The sequence below is a fragment of the Maridesulfovibrio salexigens DSM 2638 genome, from assembly GCF_000023445.1.
GTDB classification, from domain to species: domain Bacteria; phylum Desulfobacterota; class Desulfovibrionia; order Desulfovibrionales; family Desulfovibrionaceae; genus Maridesulfovibrio; species Maridesulfovibrio salexigens.
This window is the reverse complement of record NC_012881.1, coordinates 2,755,486-2,771,485: the sequence shown is the minus strand read 5'-3', so window position 1 is coordinate 2,771,485 and position 16,000 is coordinate 2,755,486. Positions and strand designations below refer to the sequence as shown.

General features: G+C 44.8%; 14 protein-coding genes and 3 tRNA genes. 11 read left to right on the top strand and 6 right to left on the bottom strand.

The window, feature by feature from the left end:
* Window positions 1-429: 429 nt before the first annotated feature.
* Window positions 430-1,287 carry a hypothetical protein gene (locus tag DESAL_RS12750; RefSeq protein ID WP_015852404.1) on the bottom strand — a complete coding sequence of 286 codons (858 nt, stop codon included), beginning with the start codon at window positions 1,285-1,287 and terminating at the stop codon, window positions 430-432.
* Between the two features lie 158 nt (window positions 1,288-1,445).
* Complete coding sequence (locus DESAL_RS12745) at window positions 1,446-1,922, bottom strand: OmpH/Skp family outer membrane protein (RefSeq protein ID WP_015852403.1); 477 nt, start codon at window positions 1,920-1,922, stop codon at window positions 1,446-1,448.
* 247 nt (window positions 1,923-2,169) lie between these two features.
* Between DESAL_RS12745 and pyk the strand changes: the two genes are divergently transcribed.
* Window positions 2,170-3,597: a pyruvate kinase gene (pyk, locus tag DESAL_RS12740; RefSeq protein ID WP_015852402.1), complete on the top strand. Its 1,428-nt coding sequence runs from the start codon at window positions 2,170-2,172 to the stop codon at window positions 3,595-3,597.
* A gap of 58 nt (window positions 3,598-3,655) precedes the next feature.
* Here pyk and DESAL_RS12735 read toward each other — a convergent pair whose 3' ends face one another.
* Together DESAL_RS12735 and DESAL_RS12730 are read right to left on the bottom strand one after the other, a co-directional pair.
* Complete coding sequence (locus tag DESAL_RS12735; RefSeq protein ID WP_015852401.1) at window positions 3,656-4,066, bottom strand: cereblon family protein; 411 nt, start codon at window positions 4,064-4,066, stop codon at window positions 3,656-3,658.
* A gap of 93 nt (window positions 4,067-4,159) precedes the next feature.
* Window positions 4,160-4,235: transfer RNA gene (locus tag DESAL_RS12730), tRNA-Asn, on the bottom strand.
* 205 nt (window positions 4,236-4,440) lie between these two features.
* On the opposite strand from DESAL_RS12730, the gene DESAL_RS12725 reads away from it, so the two are divergent.
* Window positions 4,441-5,262 (top strand): substrate-binding periplasmic protein, encoded by an 822-nt coding sequence (locus DESAL_RS12725; RefSeq protein WP_015852400.1) that lies wholly within the window; start codon window positions 4,441-4,443, stop codon window positions 5,260-5,262.
* Between the two features lie 48 nt (window positions 5,263-5,310).
* Here the strand turns inward: DESAL_RS12725 and DESAL_RS12720 are convergent.
* A tRNA-Asn gene (locus tag DESAL_RS12720) sits at window positions 5,311-5,386 on the bottom strand.
* A gap of 335 nt (window positions 5,387-5,721) precedes the next feature.
* Window positions 5,722-5,797 (bottom strand) — tRNA-Asn (locus tag DESAL_RS12715).
* A gap of 279 nt (window positions 5,798-6,076) precedes the next feature.
* On the opposite strand from DESAL_RS12715, the gene lysS reads away from it, so the two are divergent.
* The 9 genes from lysS (at window position 6,077) to DESAL_RS12670 (ending at window position 15,975) form a co-directional block, all read left to right on the top strand.
* The gene (gene lysS, locus DESAL_RS12710) at window positions 6,077-7,603 is read left to right on the top strand and encodes a lysine--tRNA ligase (RefSeq protein WP_015852399.1); all 1,527 of its coding nucleotides are present in this window, start codon (window positions 6,077-6,079) and stop codon (window positions 7,601-7,603) included.
* Window positions 7,600-8,829, top strand: a complete 1,230-nt coding sequence (locus DESAL_RS12705; RefSeq protein ID WP_015852398.1) for a lipoprotein-releasing ABC transporter permease subunit — start codon at window positions 7,600-7,602, stop codon at window positions 8,827-8,829. Before lysS ends, DESAL_RS12705 begins: the two co-directional genes overlap by 4 nt.
* Window positions 8,822-9,505 carry an ABC transporter ATP-binding protein gene (locus DESAL_RS12700; RefSeq protein ID WP_015852397.1) on the top strand — a complete coding sequence of 228 codons (684 nt, stop codon included), beginning with the start codon at window positions 8,822-8,824 and terminating at the stop codon, window positions 9,503-9,505. The genes DESAL_RS12705 and DESAL_RS12700 overlap by 8 nt, the downstream gene beginning before the upstream one ends.
* Window positions 9,492-12,206: an outer membrane protein assembly factor BamA gene (gene bamA, locus DESAL_RS12695; protein ID WP_015852396.1), complete on the top strand. Its 2,715-nt coding sequence runs from the start codon at window positions 9,492-9,494 to the stop codon at window positions 12,204-12,206. Before DESAL_RS12700 ends, bamA begins: the two co-directional genes overlap by 14 nt.
* Before the next feature lie 96 nt (window positions 12,207-12,302).
* The gene (locus DESAL_RS12690) at window positions 12,303-12,830 is read left to right on the top strand and encodes an OmpH/Skp family outer membrane protein (RefSeq protein WP_015852395.1); all 528 of its coding nucleotides are present in this window, start codon (window positions 12,303-12,305) and stop codon (window positions 12,828-12,830) included.
* Between the two features lie 6 nt (window positions 12,831-12,836).
* On the top strand, window positions 12,837-13,865 hold the full coding sequence (lpxD, locus tag DESAL_RS12685) for a UDP-3-O-(3-hydroxymyristoyl)glucosamine N-acyltransferase (protein WP_015852394.1): 1,029 nt from the start codon (window positions 12,837-12,839) through the stop codon (window positions 13,863-13,865).
* A gap of 1 nt (window position 13,866) precedes the next feature.
* Window positions 13,867-14,331 carry a 3-hydroxyacyl-ACP dehydratase FabZ gene (gene fabZ / locus DESAL_RS12680; protein ID WP_015852393.1) on the top strand — a complete coding sequence of 155 codons (465 nt, stop codon included), beginning with the start codon at window positions 13,867-13,869 and terminating at the stop codon, window positions 14,329-14,331.
* The gene (gene lpxA, locus DESAL_RS12675; protein ID WP_015852392.1) at window positions 14,331-15,134 is read left to right on the top strand and encodes an acyl-ACP--UDP-N-acetylglucosamine O-acyltransferase; all 804 of its coding nucleotides are present in this window, start codon (window positions 14,331-14,333) and stop codon (window positions 15,132-15,134) included. Before fabZ ends, lpxA begins: the two co-directional genes overlap by 1 nt.
* Before the next feature lies 1 nt (window position 15,135).
* Window positions 15,136-15,975 carry an LpxI family protein gene (locus DESAL_RS12670; protein ID WP_015852391.1) on the top strand — a complete coding sequence of 280 codons (840 nt, stop codon included), beginning with the start codon at window positions 15,136-15,138 and terminating at the stop codon, window positions 15,973-15,975.
* Window positions 15,976-16,000: the final 25 nt, after the last annotated feature.

Sequence of the window (16,000 nt, the reverse complement as noted above, 5' to 3'; positions counted from 1 at the left end):
TAGGGTAAATTATGATCAGTGAGGATGAAAAAATAAGTATGAGAGTTGAAAAAAAATAGTGTTTTTTTAAAGAAGTACATTTTTTTTCAGCGTAGGTTACTTTTTTGTTGTTCTCAGAGTGACGGATCTGAGATGGAGTGTCTAGTGATTTTTCTAAGAGGTCAAAAAAAGAATTTATGATTAAAGTTGGCATGGATATAGACATGCATGTTAATACTAATGCTTGGGCTGCGGTGTAAAAAGTGATTTTTTGGGCAACGTTTGCCATGTGTTGGAAAATAGGCAAGTCGTTTATTTGATAGAATATTGATGAGTTCGTTATTGAGTTGGCGTTAGGGTCAAGTTTAAATGCATGTATAATGAATATCCAAAATAAAAAAACTAAGCAATTGCGAAGTCCAACTAGTTCAGAAAAATCTTTAAAACTCACTAGCCGATCCTCTTTAGAAAGAAAATATCACCGGATTCAGCATCTGTCGTATTATATTCAAATACAGGAGTACCGATAAATTGAATTCTTGGTGACTTTTGTGCTTCGTGCATTTCAAAAAAAGCTGTCTCAGTTCCTGTCTTTAAACGTGCCGTTTGTTTATTTGCGATGTTTTTAAATTTTCCGTTTTTGCTGTATTTGTGTGTAGAAAAAATATCGCCATCGTAAATCACAAGTGGCCCAAGGTGAGTTTGGGTAAGCATTTTTGAAAAATTATGCACATTGTGTTTGTTAAATTCTATTTTTCGTGGAGTCGTCGATGTGAACTCCATTTCTAACTGGCTTTCACCGTAAAGACCTCCCTGGAGCATTGAGGTTACAGGGATTAATTCTTTGAGAATTGATTTGTCGATATATTTATTTTGGTGATCCTCTTCAATTGATTTAGAAAACACATTAAAAAGAATGGTTTCAGAGTGGGTGTTTAGCTTGTCTCTTAATTGTTCAGCTTGTTGTTCAAGTGTAAGCTCTTCAGTGTATGGGTCAAATATTTGTAGGTTGTCTAATGCACGGGCTAGGGCATCAGATATGTTGTCTACAATTTGTTGACCATATTCTGTTTTGCAAATCAAATCTAAAATATGTCCGCCATCTTTAGCTTTTCCTGCCCAAAATTTTGCGTCGTCTAATTCCTTTTGGGTTATTCGTCTGTTTTTAATTCCGCTTCCATATTTTGCTCCTAAATATGCTCTGTTAATTGCCGAATTTAAGCTGGTTAAGGTTTTAGCTAGAGCGTGTAATGGAAGTTCGTGGTTCTCAGTTATCTCGCCAGTATAGTGGAAGCTAATTTCAGACATTATCGATTTCCTAGCTACTTGTGAATTTCACGGTGTTTTATTGCGCGTACCATATATTTTGATGCCTATAAAGCATTGTTGCGTTGTTTTGTAACAAAAAATCCTCCCGAAACCGAAGTTTCAGGAGGACTTTTAGGATCTAATGGAATCAGCCGGAATTATTCGGGCTTGATTTTAATGTCCATTTTGTTCATTGATTCGATGATCTTGTCGCTGATGTCAGCGGACTTGTCGTAGCTGATAGCAGATTCGGTAGAGAGAATTGCGGAATAGCCGTTAGCCTGACGGTAGTCGTCAACAGCTTTGGTGAATCCGTTCTGCAGGGCTTCTACAATGCGATTCTGCTCTGCGCCCATTTTGTTCTGGTATTCGCCAAGAGCTTCCTGGAACTTGCGGGTGTTTTCTTCGGTCTGGTTCCCGGCGAGAGTTTTCTGCATTTCAGTAAATTTTGCCTGAAATTCTTCGCTTGATTTTTTGAGGTATTCCATGCCCTCAGTACCGGCTTTACATTCTTTGAAAACCTTATTGGTGTCGACAAATCCGACTTTTCCGCCGGAAGATGCCTGTTGCTGACATCCGGCAATAAATGCTGCCATGGCAATGATCAAAGCTAATTTCAGCATGTTCTTAAACATTTAATACTCCGTTAGTTAAAAATATTTTCATTTAGAGTTATTCGGTATAAACTCGGAAGGGTGTCATGTAAAATAAAAAAATCATTTGAAGCAAATTAGAAAGCATTGAAATTAAAATTTTGTACATTTCCGAAAATTATGCTAGTAATATTTTCGAAAGTGAACATCGGACAGAGGTGGATCCGAATTTTTCCAATCAATTGGGGATAGTAAAATTTTACCCAAATAAAATATTGAGGACAAGATCATGAGAACCAAAGTTGTTGCCACTCTCGGCCCGGGATCAAGTAATGTGGAAACCATTACCAAAATGGTCCAGAACGGTGTCAGAATCCTCCGTTTGAACTTTTCTCATTCTGACGCAGAGAGCTTTAAGCCCGTTATTGCTATGATTCGTCAGGTTGAAAAGGAGCTTTCCATTCCTCTTACTATTATGGGGGATCTTTGTGGACCCAAGATCAGGGTGGGTGTTATTGAGAATGCACCCCTTGATATTGACTCCCGTGCTTACGTCTATCTGGGGCTTCCGGATGTCGCTGACAAGGCAAAAGATTTGCCTTTTATTCCTCTCGATCAGCCCGAATTGCTCCAGGGTCTCGAAGACGGAATGGAAGTTTCGCTCAGTGACGGAATGCTTCAGTTTTTCGTAACCGAAACTCTTGAGAAAGATAGGCTGTACAAACTTCAGGCTCAGAATGCCGGTCTGCTTGCATCCAAAAAGGGTATCACTTTCCCCGGTAAGCATATCGCACTTCCCGCTTTTACTGAAAAAGATAAAGTTGACCTGGCCGGTTGTATCGAAATTGGTGTTGATGCAATTGCCATGTCTTTTGTCCAGACAGCGCAGGACGTTCAAGATGTCCTGGATGCGATGAATAAGCATGGTGTGGTGCTTCCCATTATCGCTAAGATTGAACGCCAGAACGCTGTTGAAAATATTGAATCCATTCTCGAGCTTGCCAGCGGTATCATGGTTGCCCGCGGTGACCTCGGCCTTGAGTGTAAACTCTCCACTGTTCCTGTTATCCAGAAAAAGCTTATCCGCGCAGCACGTCATGCTCAGAAGCCTGTTATCGTTGCAACCCAGATGATGCTTTCAATGGTTAAGAACCCGATCCCCACCCGTGCGGAAGCAAACGATGTAGCCAACGCAATTATGGACGGTGCTGACTGCTGTATGCTTTCCGAAGAGACTGCAATCGGCGCGTATCCTGCTGAAGCTGTCGGTTACATTAAAGAGATCGCAGAAGGTACTGAACCATATTACCTCGAGCGTATCAAGGGACCCTATAAGCCTGCTGATGAGCTTGTTTCCAATCCTGTTAAATATTTGAGCTATTCAGCTTGTCTGCTTGCTCAGGATATCGACAGTCCTGCTATCATCTGCCACTCCTCAAGCGGCTCTTCCGCAAGGATTGTTTGTAGCCGCAGACCTGCTCAGCCTGTGTACTGCCTGACCCCCGACAAAAGCGTTCCCGCATATCTCAACTTTTTCTGGGGTATTTCTCCTATTATTACTGAATCCAAACTCACCAACCACAGAGACCGTCTTGTGGAATTTCTTGAAGCCAATGATAAGTTTGAAAAAGGCGAGGGATACATTCTTGTTTCCGGTCAGCCAACTCCGGGGCAGACCATGCCCAAGACCAACGAAGTTAAGCTTTACTACAAGTAAGATTAACTAATTGTACTAATTTAAAAGCTCTCGATACCGAAAGGTGTCGGGAGCTTTTTTATTCTTTAATTTTATCTTTAATCAGGCCGTAAAATGAGTTTGTGTTCGATTGAAAGCGCCAGCCAAGGTGTACCCTGCATTTAGAGCATGCGCTTATCTGCCACGTATACCCTGCGAACCAAGTAAAATCATCGGATGGTGGTCCGGATGTGGCGCAGCCCGTAGCAGCAGAAAAGCACCGTATTTGAAATACATATCCATGAGGATTGAAAAAAGAATGCTCATGGTTGTCGTTGATCTTGGTTGAAAATGAACTGTCTGTGATTCTTGCCCCGCATTCACGGCAGGTGATGGTTTTCTTTTCAGATTCATGCAGTTCGTCTTTATCATCAACCTCGATGCCGGAATTTGTGCCGGGAGGAGTTGATTTCAGAAAAGAGCAGGGGCTGGGAATGTCGATTATTTGCATAATCCAATTATAGCCTGTCGGTCAGGTAAGAGCAAAGAAAAGAATAGATAAAGAAAAAGGCTGCTTTCAAATGAAAGCAGCCTTTGAGCTATCTGGCTCCCCGGGAGGGACTTGAACCCCCAACCTAGTGATTAACAGTCACCCGCTCTGCCGATTGAGCCACCGAGGAATATTTTGTTGTTGAGGAGTTTCCCCCTGCAACGAAGATAGTTTCTAAGGATTTGTCTTAAAGTTGTCAAACATTATCTTTAAATTAATTCAATTTTTTTTATTTAAGCAGGAATCCCGTGTTTTTGCAGGTTGAACAGCAGTTGAAATCTCTGGTAGGGTAGTATGGTCTCAGGTTGATTGAATTTTGTTGGTGAGGGAGTTGTATGGAAATTAATAAAATGATTGTCAGTTTGGCCGTAAGTCTGGGCTTGCTGTTCTCTGCGCTTTTGCCTGCTTCTGCCAACGAAACTGTCAATGTGGCAACTGTATTGTATCCTCCTTTAGTTTTTGAGGATGCAGAGCCAAAGTTTGGAAAAGGAATGCTCAGGGATATTGTCACTGAGGCTTTTGCGGCTGAAGGGCTTTCTGCTCAGTATGACCTCCTGCCTATGTCTAGAAATGTCTGGTCGATTGTAAAAAGGGTGCAAGATTGCTGTTTGGGGTCCATGGAATGGTTCAGGCAGAGTGGACTCGAAGATAAGGTTGAAGCTGTAGATAATATCCAGCTAAATTTTGTGGGTTTTTATCAAGTTAAGCGATTTCCTGAAGGGGTTGCGTTTAATCGGCTTGCGGAGCTTAATAAGTATTCTTTCGGCAATGTCCGTGGAAGCAGTAGTCAGAGAGTTTTGGACGAGGCTGGATTAGAGACTGATCTGGCCTCTGATATCAGAATCAATTTTTTAAAATTGAATGCAGGGCGGTTTGATTTTGCCGTAGCTTTCCGTGTTACCGGAGAATACTTAATCTGGGAGTTGTTTCCCGAAAAAGCTCCGGAGTTCAGTTTTACGACTAAGGCTATTGAGCAGATGAAGCTTTCAGTTATATTTCAAAAGAGAAACAGGAAGTTGAAAAGAACGTTTATAAAAGGATTGGAGAAAATTGCCCGAGATGGAACATATTATTCAATTCTAAAAAGATATCATGTGAACGGTATTGTTCCTGAAGATATTATACCGAAAAATCTGAGGGCCGTTGTGAAAAAGTAGGGCAAGAAAAAAAGGCTGCTTTCAAATGAAAGCAGCCTTTGAGCTATCTGGCTCCCCGGGAGGGACTTGAACCCCCAACCTAGTGATTAACAGTCACCCGCTCTGCCGATTGAGCCACCGAGGAATATTTGTTGTTGAAGAGTTTTCCCCTTCAACGAAGATGGGTTCTACGGATTTGTTGCGAGCATGTCAAATATTATCTTTAATTTAATTTAAATTTTCTTTAGACTTTCTTTCAGGGATTGATTTTGGGCGGAGGAAGCCGGTTTTTGCCGCGTTGAGATAGTGGTTTTTCATAGGGGCTTCTTCTGAAATCACGGTAGAGTCGATCTACGGGTATATATATTTAAATGTAGGGGAGAGATTTTTTTCTGGGTAAAAGTAGTTGTGATACTTGGCAGTCGTTTGAGACAAAAAGAAAAAGGCTGCCTTCTTTCGAAAGCAGCCTTTTGAGCTATCTGGCTCCCCGGGAGGGACTTGAACCCCCAACCTAGTGATTAACAGTCACCCGCTCTGCCGATTGAGCCACCGAGGAATATTTTGTTGTTGCGGCGTTTCCCGCTGCAACGAAGATGGGTTCTACGGATTTGCCGCGCACTTGTCAAACACTTTTTTAAAAAAAATTTAGTGCGCGAAAGTGAACTATTTAAAGATGTACTTTCTTGACGACAAAGGGTAATTAGCTTAGGCAATCAACGGATCTTGTATTTATCTAGAATTTATTCGGTTACGGAGAATTAATAACTTGAGCGGCAAGAAGAAAAAGCAAATCAAGCTGGCAACCAAATCAGAGCATGTGCAATCATTTATGCCCATGCTTGAGGCTCTGCAAGCTCAGAACGAACTCAATCAGGTTCTGAAGAATCGTGTGGAAAAAGCCTGTGGCCTTCTCGACGAAGGTGTACCGCTTTATCCCAACGACTTCAGTAAAGATACAGAAGTCTCAGATATCTGGGGCAATTATGACAATCTCGGAGGAGAAGAGCTGGAGGCTCTGGGCAAGAAGTTTAAACTTGCCGGCAGGGTTATCACTCATAGATCTTTCGGTAAGGTCGCATTCTTTCATCTTCAGGATCCTACCGGCAGGATTCAGGTATACGCAGCTAGAGATGATCTCGGCGCAGACCTGTACAAAATTTTTAAGAAATTCGATATCGGCGATATTGTCGGCGTTGAAGGAACACTCTTCAGAACCAAAACTGATGAGCTGACCGTCAAGGCAGATAAGGTAGATCTGATTACCAAATCCATGCGCCCGCTTCCTGAAAAGTACCACGGACTCAAGGATGTGGAGACCAGATACCGCCAGCGTTACGTCGACCTCATCGTAACCCCTCGCGCACGCGAAATTTTCCAGAAGCGTACCCTTATTGTTAGGGCTATTCGTAATTATCTGGATTCCAAGGGCTTTATGGAAGTTGAAACTCCCATGATGCACCCCATTGCAGGTGGTGCGGCAGCCCGTCCTTTCACCACCCACCACAATGCACTTGATATGCAGCTCTACATGCGTATTGCGCCTGAGCTTTACCTCAAGCGTCTGCTGGTCGGCGGATTTGAGAAGGTTTACGAAATCAACCGTAACTTCCGTAACGAAGGTATTTCTGTAAGGCATAACCCTGAATTCACTATGCTTGAATTCTACTGGGCATATGCCAACTTCGAAAACCTTATGGATCTGACCGAAGAAATGATTTCTTCTGTTTGTAAGGAAGTTAACGGCGATACTGTCATTGATTATCAGGATGAAAGGATCGATCTGACTCCCGGAGCGTGGCACCGTATGGCTTTCCACGAATCCCTTGAGAAAGTCGGTGGTGTTTCTCCTGAAGTCTACAATGACTACGATAAATGTAAGGAGCTTGTTAAAAAGCTCGGCGAAAAAGCAGTTGAAGGCGAAAAGCTCGGTAAATTGCAGGCCAAGCTCTTTGATGCTCTGGTTGAACCTAAGCTGATTCAGCCGCACTTCATTTATCACTATCCTACAGATATTTCCCCTCTTTCCAGAAGGAACGAGGAGAACCCGGATATTACCGACCGTTTTGAACTGTTTATTTACGGTCGTGAACTGGCGAACGCCTTTTCCGAACTCAACGACCCCGTTGATCAGCGCTGCCGTTTTATGGAGCAGGTTGCGGAGAAGGATGCCGGTGATGATGAAGCCCACAACATGGACGAGGACTATGTCCGCGCTCTTGAATACGGTATGCCTCCGGCTGCAGGTCAGGGTATCGGGATTGACCGTCTGGTCATGCTTTTGACCGACAGTGCTTCCATCAGGGAAGTTATCCTGTTCCCGCTGCTTAGAACCGAAGGTGCTTCCGGCAATGGTGGCTCATGAAGTTTGAACTCTTCGTCGCACTGAGATACCTCTTTACACTGAGAAAGAATAACTTCATCTCAGTTATATCTCTTTTTGCCGTGTGCGGCGTTGCTTTGGGCGTAGCAGCCCTGATTGTGGTGATAGGGGTTATGAACGGTTTTTCAACCGATCTCCGCGATAAAATTCTCGGAGTTAATGCCCACGTAATCGTGACCGCATATGACGGCACGCTTGAAAACTACCATCACATGACCGATAGAATTGAAAAGATTCCGGGCGTTACAGGTGTAACGCCCTTTATCTATTCTGAGGTCATGCTTTCCAGTAGCGGCGGTGTAAAAGGAGTTGTCCTTAGAGGTGTCGATGCTGAAACCGCTAAAGGCGTACTCAGTCTTCCCGGTGATATGCTTTCCGGAAGTGTTGACAGTCTGTCTAAAGATGGCAAACTCCCGGAAATTGTAATAGGAAATCAGCTGGCACGTCGCCTCGGACTTGTTCTTGGCGATACAGTGAACTTGTTATCTCCTTCCGGTACACGCACAGCTGCTGGGTTTACCCCGAAAGTCAGGGTATTTAAGGTTGGTGGAATCTTCCGTACAGGAATGTATGAGTATGATTCTTCACTGGCTTACATCAGCAATACTTCTGCCCAGAAACTGCTTGGATTTAAGCGGGATTTTGTTTCCGGCCTTGAAATTCGTCTCGCAGACGTATATGCAGTTGATAACATAGGTAAACTTCTGGATAGAGAGCTTGCCGGTTATCCGGTGCAAATCAGGAATTGGCAGGAAATGAATTCCAACCTGTTTGCTGCTCTCAAGCTTGAAAAGACAGCCATGTTCATCATTCTGGCAATGATTGTCATGGTCGGTTCATTCAGCATTATCACTACCTTGGTTATGCTGGTCATGCAGAAAACCAAGGATATTGCTGTTTTGATGTCTATGGGAGCGACTTCCGGGAGTATTAGAAGAATTTTTATGTTGCAGGGAACTTTGATCGGATTGATCGGAACAACCATCGGGTATCTGATAGGTATACCGGTGGCGCTTTTGCTTAAAAAGTATCAGTTCATCAAGCTGCCCAGTAATGTTTATCCGGTGGACTATCTGCCCATCAGGATGGATTGGATGGATTTGACAATTATCGGTGTTGCAGCGTTTTCGCTTTGTTTTCTGGCTACTTTGTATCCTGCAAAACAGGCAGCTGCTCTGGAACCGGCGCAGGCTTTAAGGTATGAGTAATTTGCTTTACGAACTTACCGATGTCGTAAAAGAATACGAAGGACCGACTGAGACTGTGCGGATTCTGGATCATATCAACCTCACGGTTGATTCCGGCGAGTCCCTTGCTATTCTCGGGGCATCAGGGTCCGGCAAAACTACGTTGCTTCATATTCTCGGCACCTTGGATACCGCTTCCGGTGGAAATATCCATTTTGCGGGAATGAATATTAATGATATGACACCTGAGAAACGGGCCGAAGTGAGGAACAGGGGAATCGGTTTTGTTTTTCAGTTTCATCACCTTCTTCCGGAGTTTACCACTCTGGAAAATGTTGCTCTTCCTGCCATGATGGCAGGCATAGGTCAGGGGGAAGCCTCTGATATGGCCCGTGAAGCCCTTGGGCTGGTAGGGTTGCAAAACAGGATTGATCACAGGGTGACGACTCTGTCCGGAGGCGAGAGGCAGCGTGCTGCCATAGCGCGTGCTATCCTCCTTAAACCTAAGGTCCTGCTTGCTGATGAGCCTACCGGTAACTTGGATGAGAAGACAGGGAAGATGGTCGGAGAAATGCTGGCTTCCCTTAATGAAGAGCTTGGAATGACGCTCATCGTTGTGACACACAATATGGATTTGGCCGGGGTTATGAAACGCCGGCTTGAGTTGCGTTCCGGAGAACTGTATGCCCAGAACTAGAATTCTGCTTTTACTGATTGCGGCAACTTTTGCTTTTCTGATTAATTTCGGAGCAAGCAAGGCTCATGCTGAAGATGCTTCAGGTATTATTATTGCCGTACTTCCTTTTGAAGTTAATGCTGACGCTGATACACAATATCTCAAAGACAGTTTACCCACTCTTCTTTCAGACAGATTGCGCGAAGCAGGATTCCGCGTGGTTGATCAGAAAAAGGTCATGGGGCTTGTCGATGAGCAGGGATACGAATTTTTAAACATTCAGGCTGCTAAAGATATGGCCCTTCTGTCCGGTGCGGGGTATTCCGTATACGGCAGTTTCAGCCAGATCGGAGAAGACTTGAGCCTTGATGTCCGCCTCGTTGAAGCGTTCGGCATGAAGCCGGCGGTTCCTCTTTTTGTTACTAAAAAAGGGTTGATCAACCTTCTGCCTGCCGTTGATGAGCTTGTTTCCAAGATGAAGCTGGAATTGCTCAGTCAGGATAAGATTGCTGACATTGTAGTTCGTGGCTGTCGTGTTCTTGATAAAGACGTTATTCTGATGCGTACTAATATCAAGACCGGTGATATCTACACTCCCTCCAAAATCAACTCAGACCTCAAAAATATTTATGCTCTCGGCTACTTTGACGATGTAAAAGTCAAGGTTACCGATGTGCCCGGTGGTAAGCAGATTATCTTTGACGTTAAGGAAAGGCCGCGCATTCAGGCTATTTCTGTTAAGGGTGAAGATGCTATTGATGCCGAAGATATTCTGGCTGCTGTAAATACCAAAAAAGGCGCGGTCATGAACCCGAAGGTTCTTTCCGATGACTTGAACACCCTGCGTGAAATGTACCGCAAGGAAGGGTATTACAATGCCAAAATCGATTACAATATCGAGGGTGAAGGCGCACAGGCCCGCTTGAATCTTAATATTAATGAAGGCAAGAAGCTTTACATTGAAGGTATTAAGATCGAGGGAGCAAAACAGCTTGATCCTGATGAAGTTAAAGACCAGTTGGCCCTGACTGAGAGGGGCTGGCTTTCCTGGTTCACCAAAACCGGTGTTCTTAAAGAAGAGCTTTTAGAACGTGACGCTGCTGCTATCCTTGCTTATTACGGTAACCGTGGCTTCATTGATGCCAAGGTCGGCGAGCCCGAACTGGATATTCAGGAAGACGGCATTTACGTTACTTTTAAAGTAGAAGAAGGTGACCGCTATAAAGTCGGTAAAGTTAGTTTTCAGGGTGACCTGATTGTTAAAAAATCCCGCCTTCGTGAACTTGTCACTGCTGACGATATGTCTGACGGCGGTGAATACCTGGATCGTTCCCTCCTGCGTGAGGATATGAAAGCGATTGCAGATTTTTATTCCAACTACGGTTATGCATATGCTGATGCCAACATCAAGTTCGATCAGCACACTGATGAAAAGGCCGTGGATATCACCTTCATCGTTTCTAAGCGCCAGAAGGTTCATATCCGCAGAGTTATTATCGAAGGCAACGCCAAGACCCGAAATAACGTTATTCTGCGCGAAATGCGTCTTGCGGACGGCGACCAGTTCAGTGGTTCCAAACTGCAGCGTTCTATCGTCCGTTTGAATAAGCTGGACTACTTCAGTGAAGTTGATATCGAACCTATTCCTACCGGTGACCCCGGTGAGATGGACCTCAAGGTCAAGGTTAAGGATAAAAACACCGGTATGGTCAGTGGTGGTATTGGTTACTCCACTTCCGACAGTGTCTTTGTTTCTGCCAAGATTACCGAGCGCAACCTTTTCGGTCGCGGTATGGAATTCTCTCTTAACGGTGGTTGGAGCTCCAAGACAATCAGTTATGGTTTGAGTTTCTACGATCCTCGCATCAATGACACTCTCTGGGGCGGTGGTTTTAACACCTATTGGCGTAACGACGACTATACCGATTATGACAAACAGACTATCGGTGGCGTTGTTTCTGCCGGTTATCCGCTCGGTGAATACACTAATTTCTATACCAACTACCGCTTGGACTTCTATACTATTTCAGAAGTTGCAGATACCGCGGCGCAGTCAATCAAAGATATTGAAGGCGACAACTGGTCAAGTGTAATTACCGCAGGTGTTAAACGCGATACTACCAATAAAGCGTTCAACCCTTCTACTGGTACTGTTAACAACTTGGTTGTTGAGATGGGGGGGGGTGTCCTTCTGGGTGATGACTCTTTCGTTAAGTATACCTTCGACTCCAACTACTTTACTCCGGTGTTCTGGGATCTGGTCTTCCACTGGAAAGGTAGTGCCGGTTTTATCCACGATAACTTCGGCGGTGGCGAGATGCCTGTCTTCGAACGTTTTTACCTTGGTGGTATTAACAACGTACGTGGTTATGACAGCCGTGAAATCTCACCCCGTGACAAAGACTCCAATGACCGAATCGGTGGTAACAAGATGTTCTACATGAACTTTGAACTTCTGTTCCCCATTAATGAAGAGCTTGGCCTCGTCGGTGTTGGTTTCTTCGATATAGGTAACTCTTGGGATGATGGACAGAGCTTCTTCCATGATACCAAGCAGGAAGATGGAAAAGAACTCTTCCTCGGTATGTATAAGAGTATCGGTGCCGGAATTCGCTGGTTCTCCCCCATGGGACCGATCAGGGTAGAGTACGGTTACGGACTTGATAAGCTCGAAGACAGCTCAAGACATAAGATTGAATTCTCTATGGGACAGTTCTTCTAGCAGAATTAAACATATTAATGTAAACGAAGGGCATGCCGGTTTTCGGCATGCCTTTTCGCCTGATTATTAGATAGGAATTATAAGGAGTAATTTTAAATGCGTAGAATTCTTTTTGCAGTTTTGGTTCTGGTTTTTGCTTTTCAGACTCCGGCGTTTGCCGCTCCCCAGAAGATTGCAGTTACTTCCATGGCTAAACTGATCAAAGATTCCGAAATTGGTCAGGACGCTCAGAAAAAAATGGAAAAGAAATTTGAGTCTGCAAAAAAACAGCTTGAAACCAAGCAGAAGGAACTGGAAAGCCTCAAGCAGGCCCTCCAGAAGCAGAGTCTTGTTCTCTCCCTTGAAGCCAAGCAGGATAAAGAGCTTGAGTTCAAGCGTAAGGTAAGAGATTTTCAGGATATGACTCAGGCTACCCAGCGTAAGATGCAGATGGAACAGAAAAAGGTAGGAACTCCCGTTCTCGAACTTCTCCAGAAGGTCGTAAATGAATACGGTAAAAAGAACGGTTATACCGCAATTTACGATAAGAAATCTTCCGGTTTTCTCTACGTTGATGAAACCATCGATATTACCAATCAGCTTATGCTTGAAATGAACCGTGCCTACAGAGCAGGCAAAAAGTAGGACCTTATGCTACTTTCAGAACTTGCTGGTCTAATCGGCCTTAAGATGGCTGGGAAGGATAAGGAAATTTCAGGTTTGAACACCTTGGAATTGGCTGGTCCTACTGAGCTGTCTTTTCTGGCTAATGCAAAGTATGAATCTGCGCTTGCGGTTACCAAGGCCGGAGCGATTGTACTTGAGGAAAAGTACGCCGATCAGGTTGAGTCCGCGCTTATCAGCGAGAATCCTTACATGGATTTGGCCAAGGCTATGCACGTTTTTGCACGTCCTCAGGGGTGTCTGGAAGGAATCCATGAGTTAGCCTTTATTCACCATGAAGCGGATGTCGATGACAGCGCAACGGTTTATCCGTTTGCCTTCATAGGCAAGGGAGCCAAAATAGGTCCCAATTGCAAAGTTTTCGCCGGTGCTTATATCGGCGAAGATGTTGTACTGGGACCGGGATGTATAATTTATCCCAATTGCTCTATCATGGCCGGTACCGTTATTGGTACCGGGTGTATTGTTCAGCCCGGAGCAGTCATCGGTGGCGATGGTTTCGGATATGCCCAGGTTTCCGGGAAGCATATGAAAATTCCCCAGATTGGAACTGTAGAGCTTCAGGATCAGGTTGAAATCGGAGCTAATGCCTGTGTTGACAGGGCGGCTTTAGATGTCACCAGAATCGGAGCAGGTTCCAAGATTGATAACCTTGTCCAGATCGCACATAACGTAACGACCGGCGAAGATTGCCTTGTTATTTCGCAGTCCGGTGTTGCCGGCAGCACCAAGCTTGGTAAAGGCGTTGTCCTTGCTGCTCAGGCTGGCCTTGTGGATAACATCAAGATCGGTGACGGTGCGGTTATCGGAGCTCAGGCTGGAGTTACAAATGATGTCCCGGCCGGATTCATGGGTGCCGGTTCTCCGCTTCTTGAGAAGGGCAATTTTTTGAGATCTTCTATTTACCATCGTAAACTGCCTGATATGGCTAAAAAAATGTCTGCTTTGGAAAAGCGTATCAAGGCATTGGAAGCAGAATTAAGCAAGGAAGATTAAAGTGAGTAATTCAACTCCTGATATTATCGATATTAAAAAGATTATGGGGATGCTTCCCCACCGCTATCCTTTTTTGCTCGTTGACCGTGTGGAAGAAATCACTCCCGGCGAGTCCATCAGGGCATATAAAAACGTAACCATGAACGAGCCTTTTTTTCAGGGTCATTTTCCCGGTCTTCCGGTTATGCCCGGAGTGCTCATTGTGGAAGCTCTGGCTCAGGCTGGCGGAATCATTGTTCTCAGCACAGATGAAGTTGATACCGAAGACAAGGTTTTCCTGTTTACCGGAATCAACAAGGTGAAATTCCGCAGGCCTGTTGTGCCCGGAGACAAACTTGTGCTCGAAATCAGCGATGTAAAACGTAAAATGCACATTTGGAAAATGAAATGTGTTGCAACTGTTGATGGTGAAGTCGCCGCTCAGGGTGAAGTCTCCGCAGCAATTGTAGACAAGGAGTCCATGTAGTGGCTACTGAAATTCATCCCACCGCTATCGTTGATTCCGGTGCGCAGCTGGGAGAAAATGTTAAGATCGGTCCTTTCTGCATTATTGAAGGGAACACCATTATCGGTGATAACTGCAGTCTTGACGCGAATGTTCAGATTAAGTCATTCACCCGTATGGGAAATGGGAATACCCTTGATAGCGGTGTTGTTCTCGGTGGTCTGCCCCAGCACCTCGGCTTTACCGGCGAGGAGACTTGGGTAGAAATCGGCGATAACAATATCTTCCGTGAGTATGCTACAGTCCATCGCGCAACCGGTGTTAATATCGGTCGCGAAAGTACTGTTATCGGTAGTAACTGCATGCTCATGGCATACACCCACGTTGCTCATGACTGCGTGCTGGGCGACCATGTAATCATGGCCAGCTCTGCCAACCTTGCCGGACACATTGATGTTGGTAACTACGTTACTATCGGCGGTATGTCCGGGATTCATCAGTTTGTGCGTATCGGTGATTATGCTTTCGTGGGGGCCATGTCCGGTTTTGGGCAGGATGTTCCCCCATATATGATTGCAACCGGTGTTCGCGGTGCATTGCAGGGCCCGAACTCAATCGGGTTGAGAAGAAACGGTTTTACTGCCAAGACCTGTAATGCCCTTAAAAAGGCGTACAAGCTTATTTTCCGTTCTGAAATGCCCCGTAAGGATGCCTTGGTTGCAGCTGAAGAGCAGTTTGCAGAAATTCCTGAAGTATTGAACCTCATTGAATTTATCCGTTCCAGCAAAAGGGGGGTAACCTCTGCCGGACACGGTTCTAAATAGTATGACAAATAATACTGAGACAATTGGTCTTATTGCCGGAGGGGGACAATTCCCCCTCCTGGTTGCAAAAGGAGCCGCAGCACAGGGAAATCGTGTTGTGGCTGTTTTTTTTAAAGGTCATTCAAATTTTGAAGTCAGTGAATATACTGATGCTTCTGTAGAGCTTAAGCTTGGACAACTGAACAAGCTGATTTCTTTTTTCAAGAATAATGGTGTCAGCAAGGTCGTTATGGCCGGGACTATCAATAAGCCGAAGGCTCTTGATATCCGCCCGGACTTCCGTGCAGCCAAGCTGCTTTTCAAGCTGGCTACCAAAGGTGATGATGTCCTGCTCAGGGCCATTGCCAGTGAGTTTGAAGTTGAAGGTATGGAAGTGGTCGGTCCTCATGAATACGCGCCTGATTTGCTCACTCCATCAGGCTTTTTGACTAAGCGTAAGCCCAATGATGTCGAAAGCGGTGATCTTGCCTTCGGATGGAAGATAGCCCGCGAGCTAGGTCGGCTTGATATCGGTCAGTGTGTGGTCGTTCGTGAAGGGATAGTTACTGCTGTAGAGGCTATAGAAGGAACTGATGCCGCAGTTAAGCGTGGCTGCGAGCTTGGTGGCAAAGGATGCTGTATAGTTAAGGTATTCAAGCCCGGACAAGAGAAAAGGGTGGATATGCCCTCAATCGGCCTCAAAACCATTCAAGGGATGAAAGAACTTGGCGCTACTTGTTTAGGCGTTGAGGCAGGTAAAAGCCTCTTTTTCGATCTTGATGAATCTGTTCAGTTTGCTGATAAGTACGGAATAACCATTGTAGGGTTGAATCAGGAATTGATTGATAAAGAATTATCTTAAGAATCATTGAACTCCTCTTTTTATC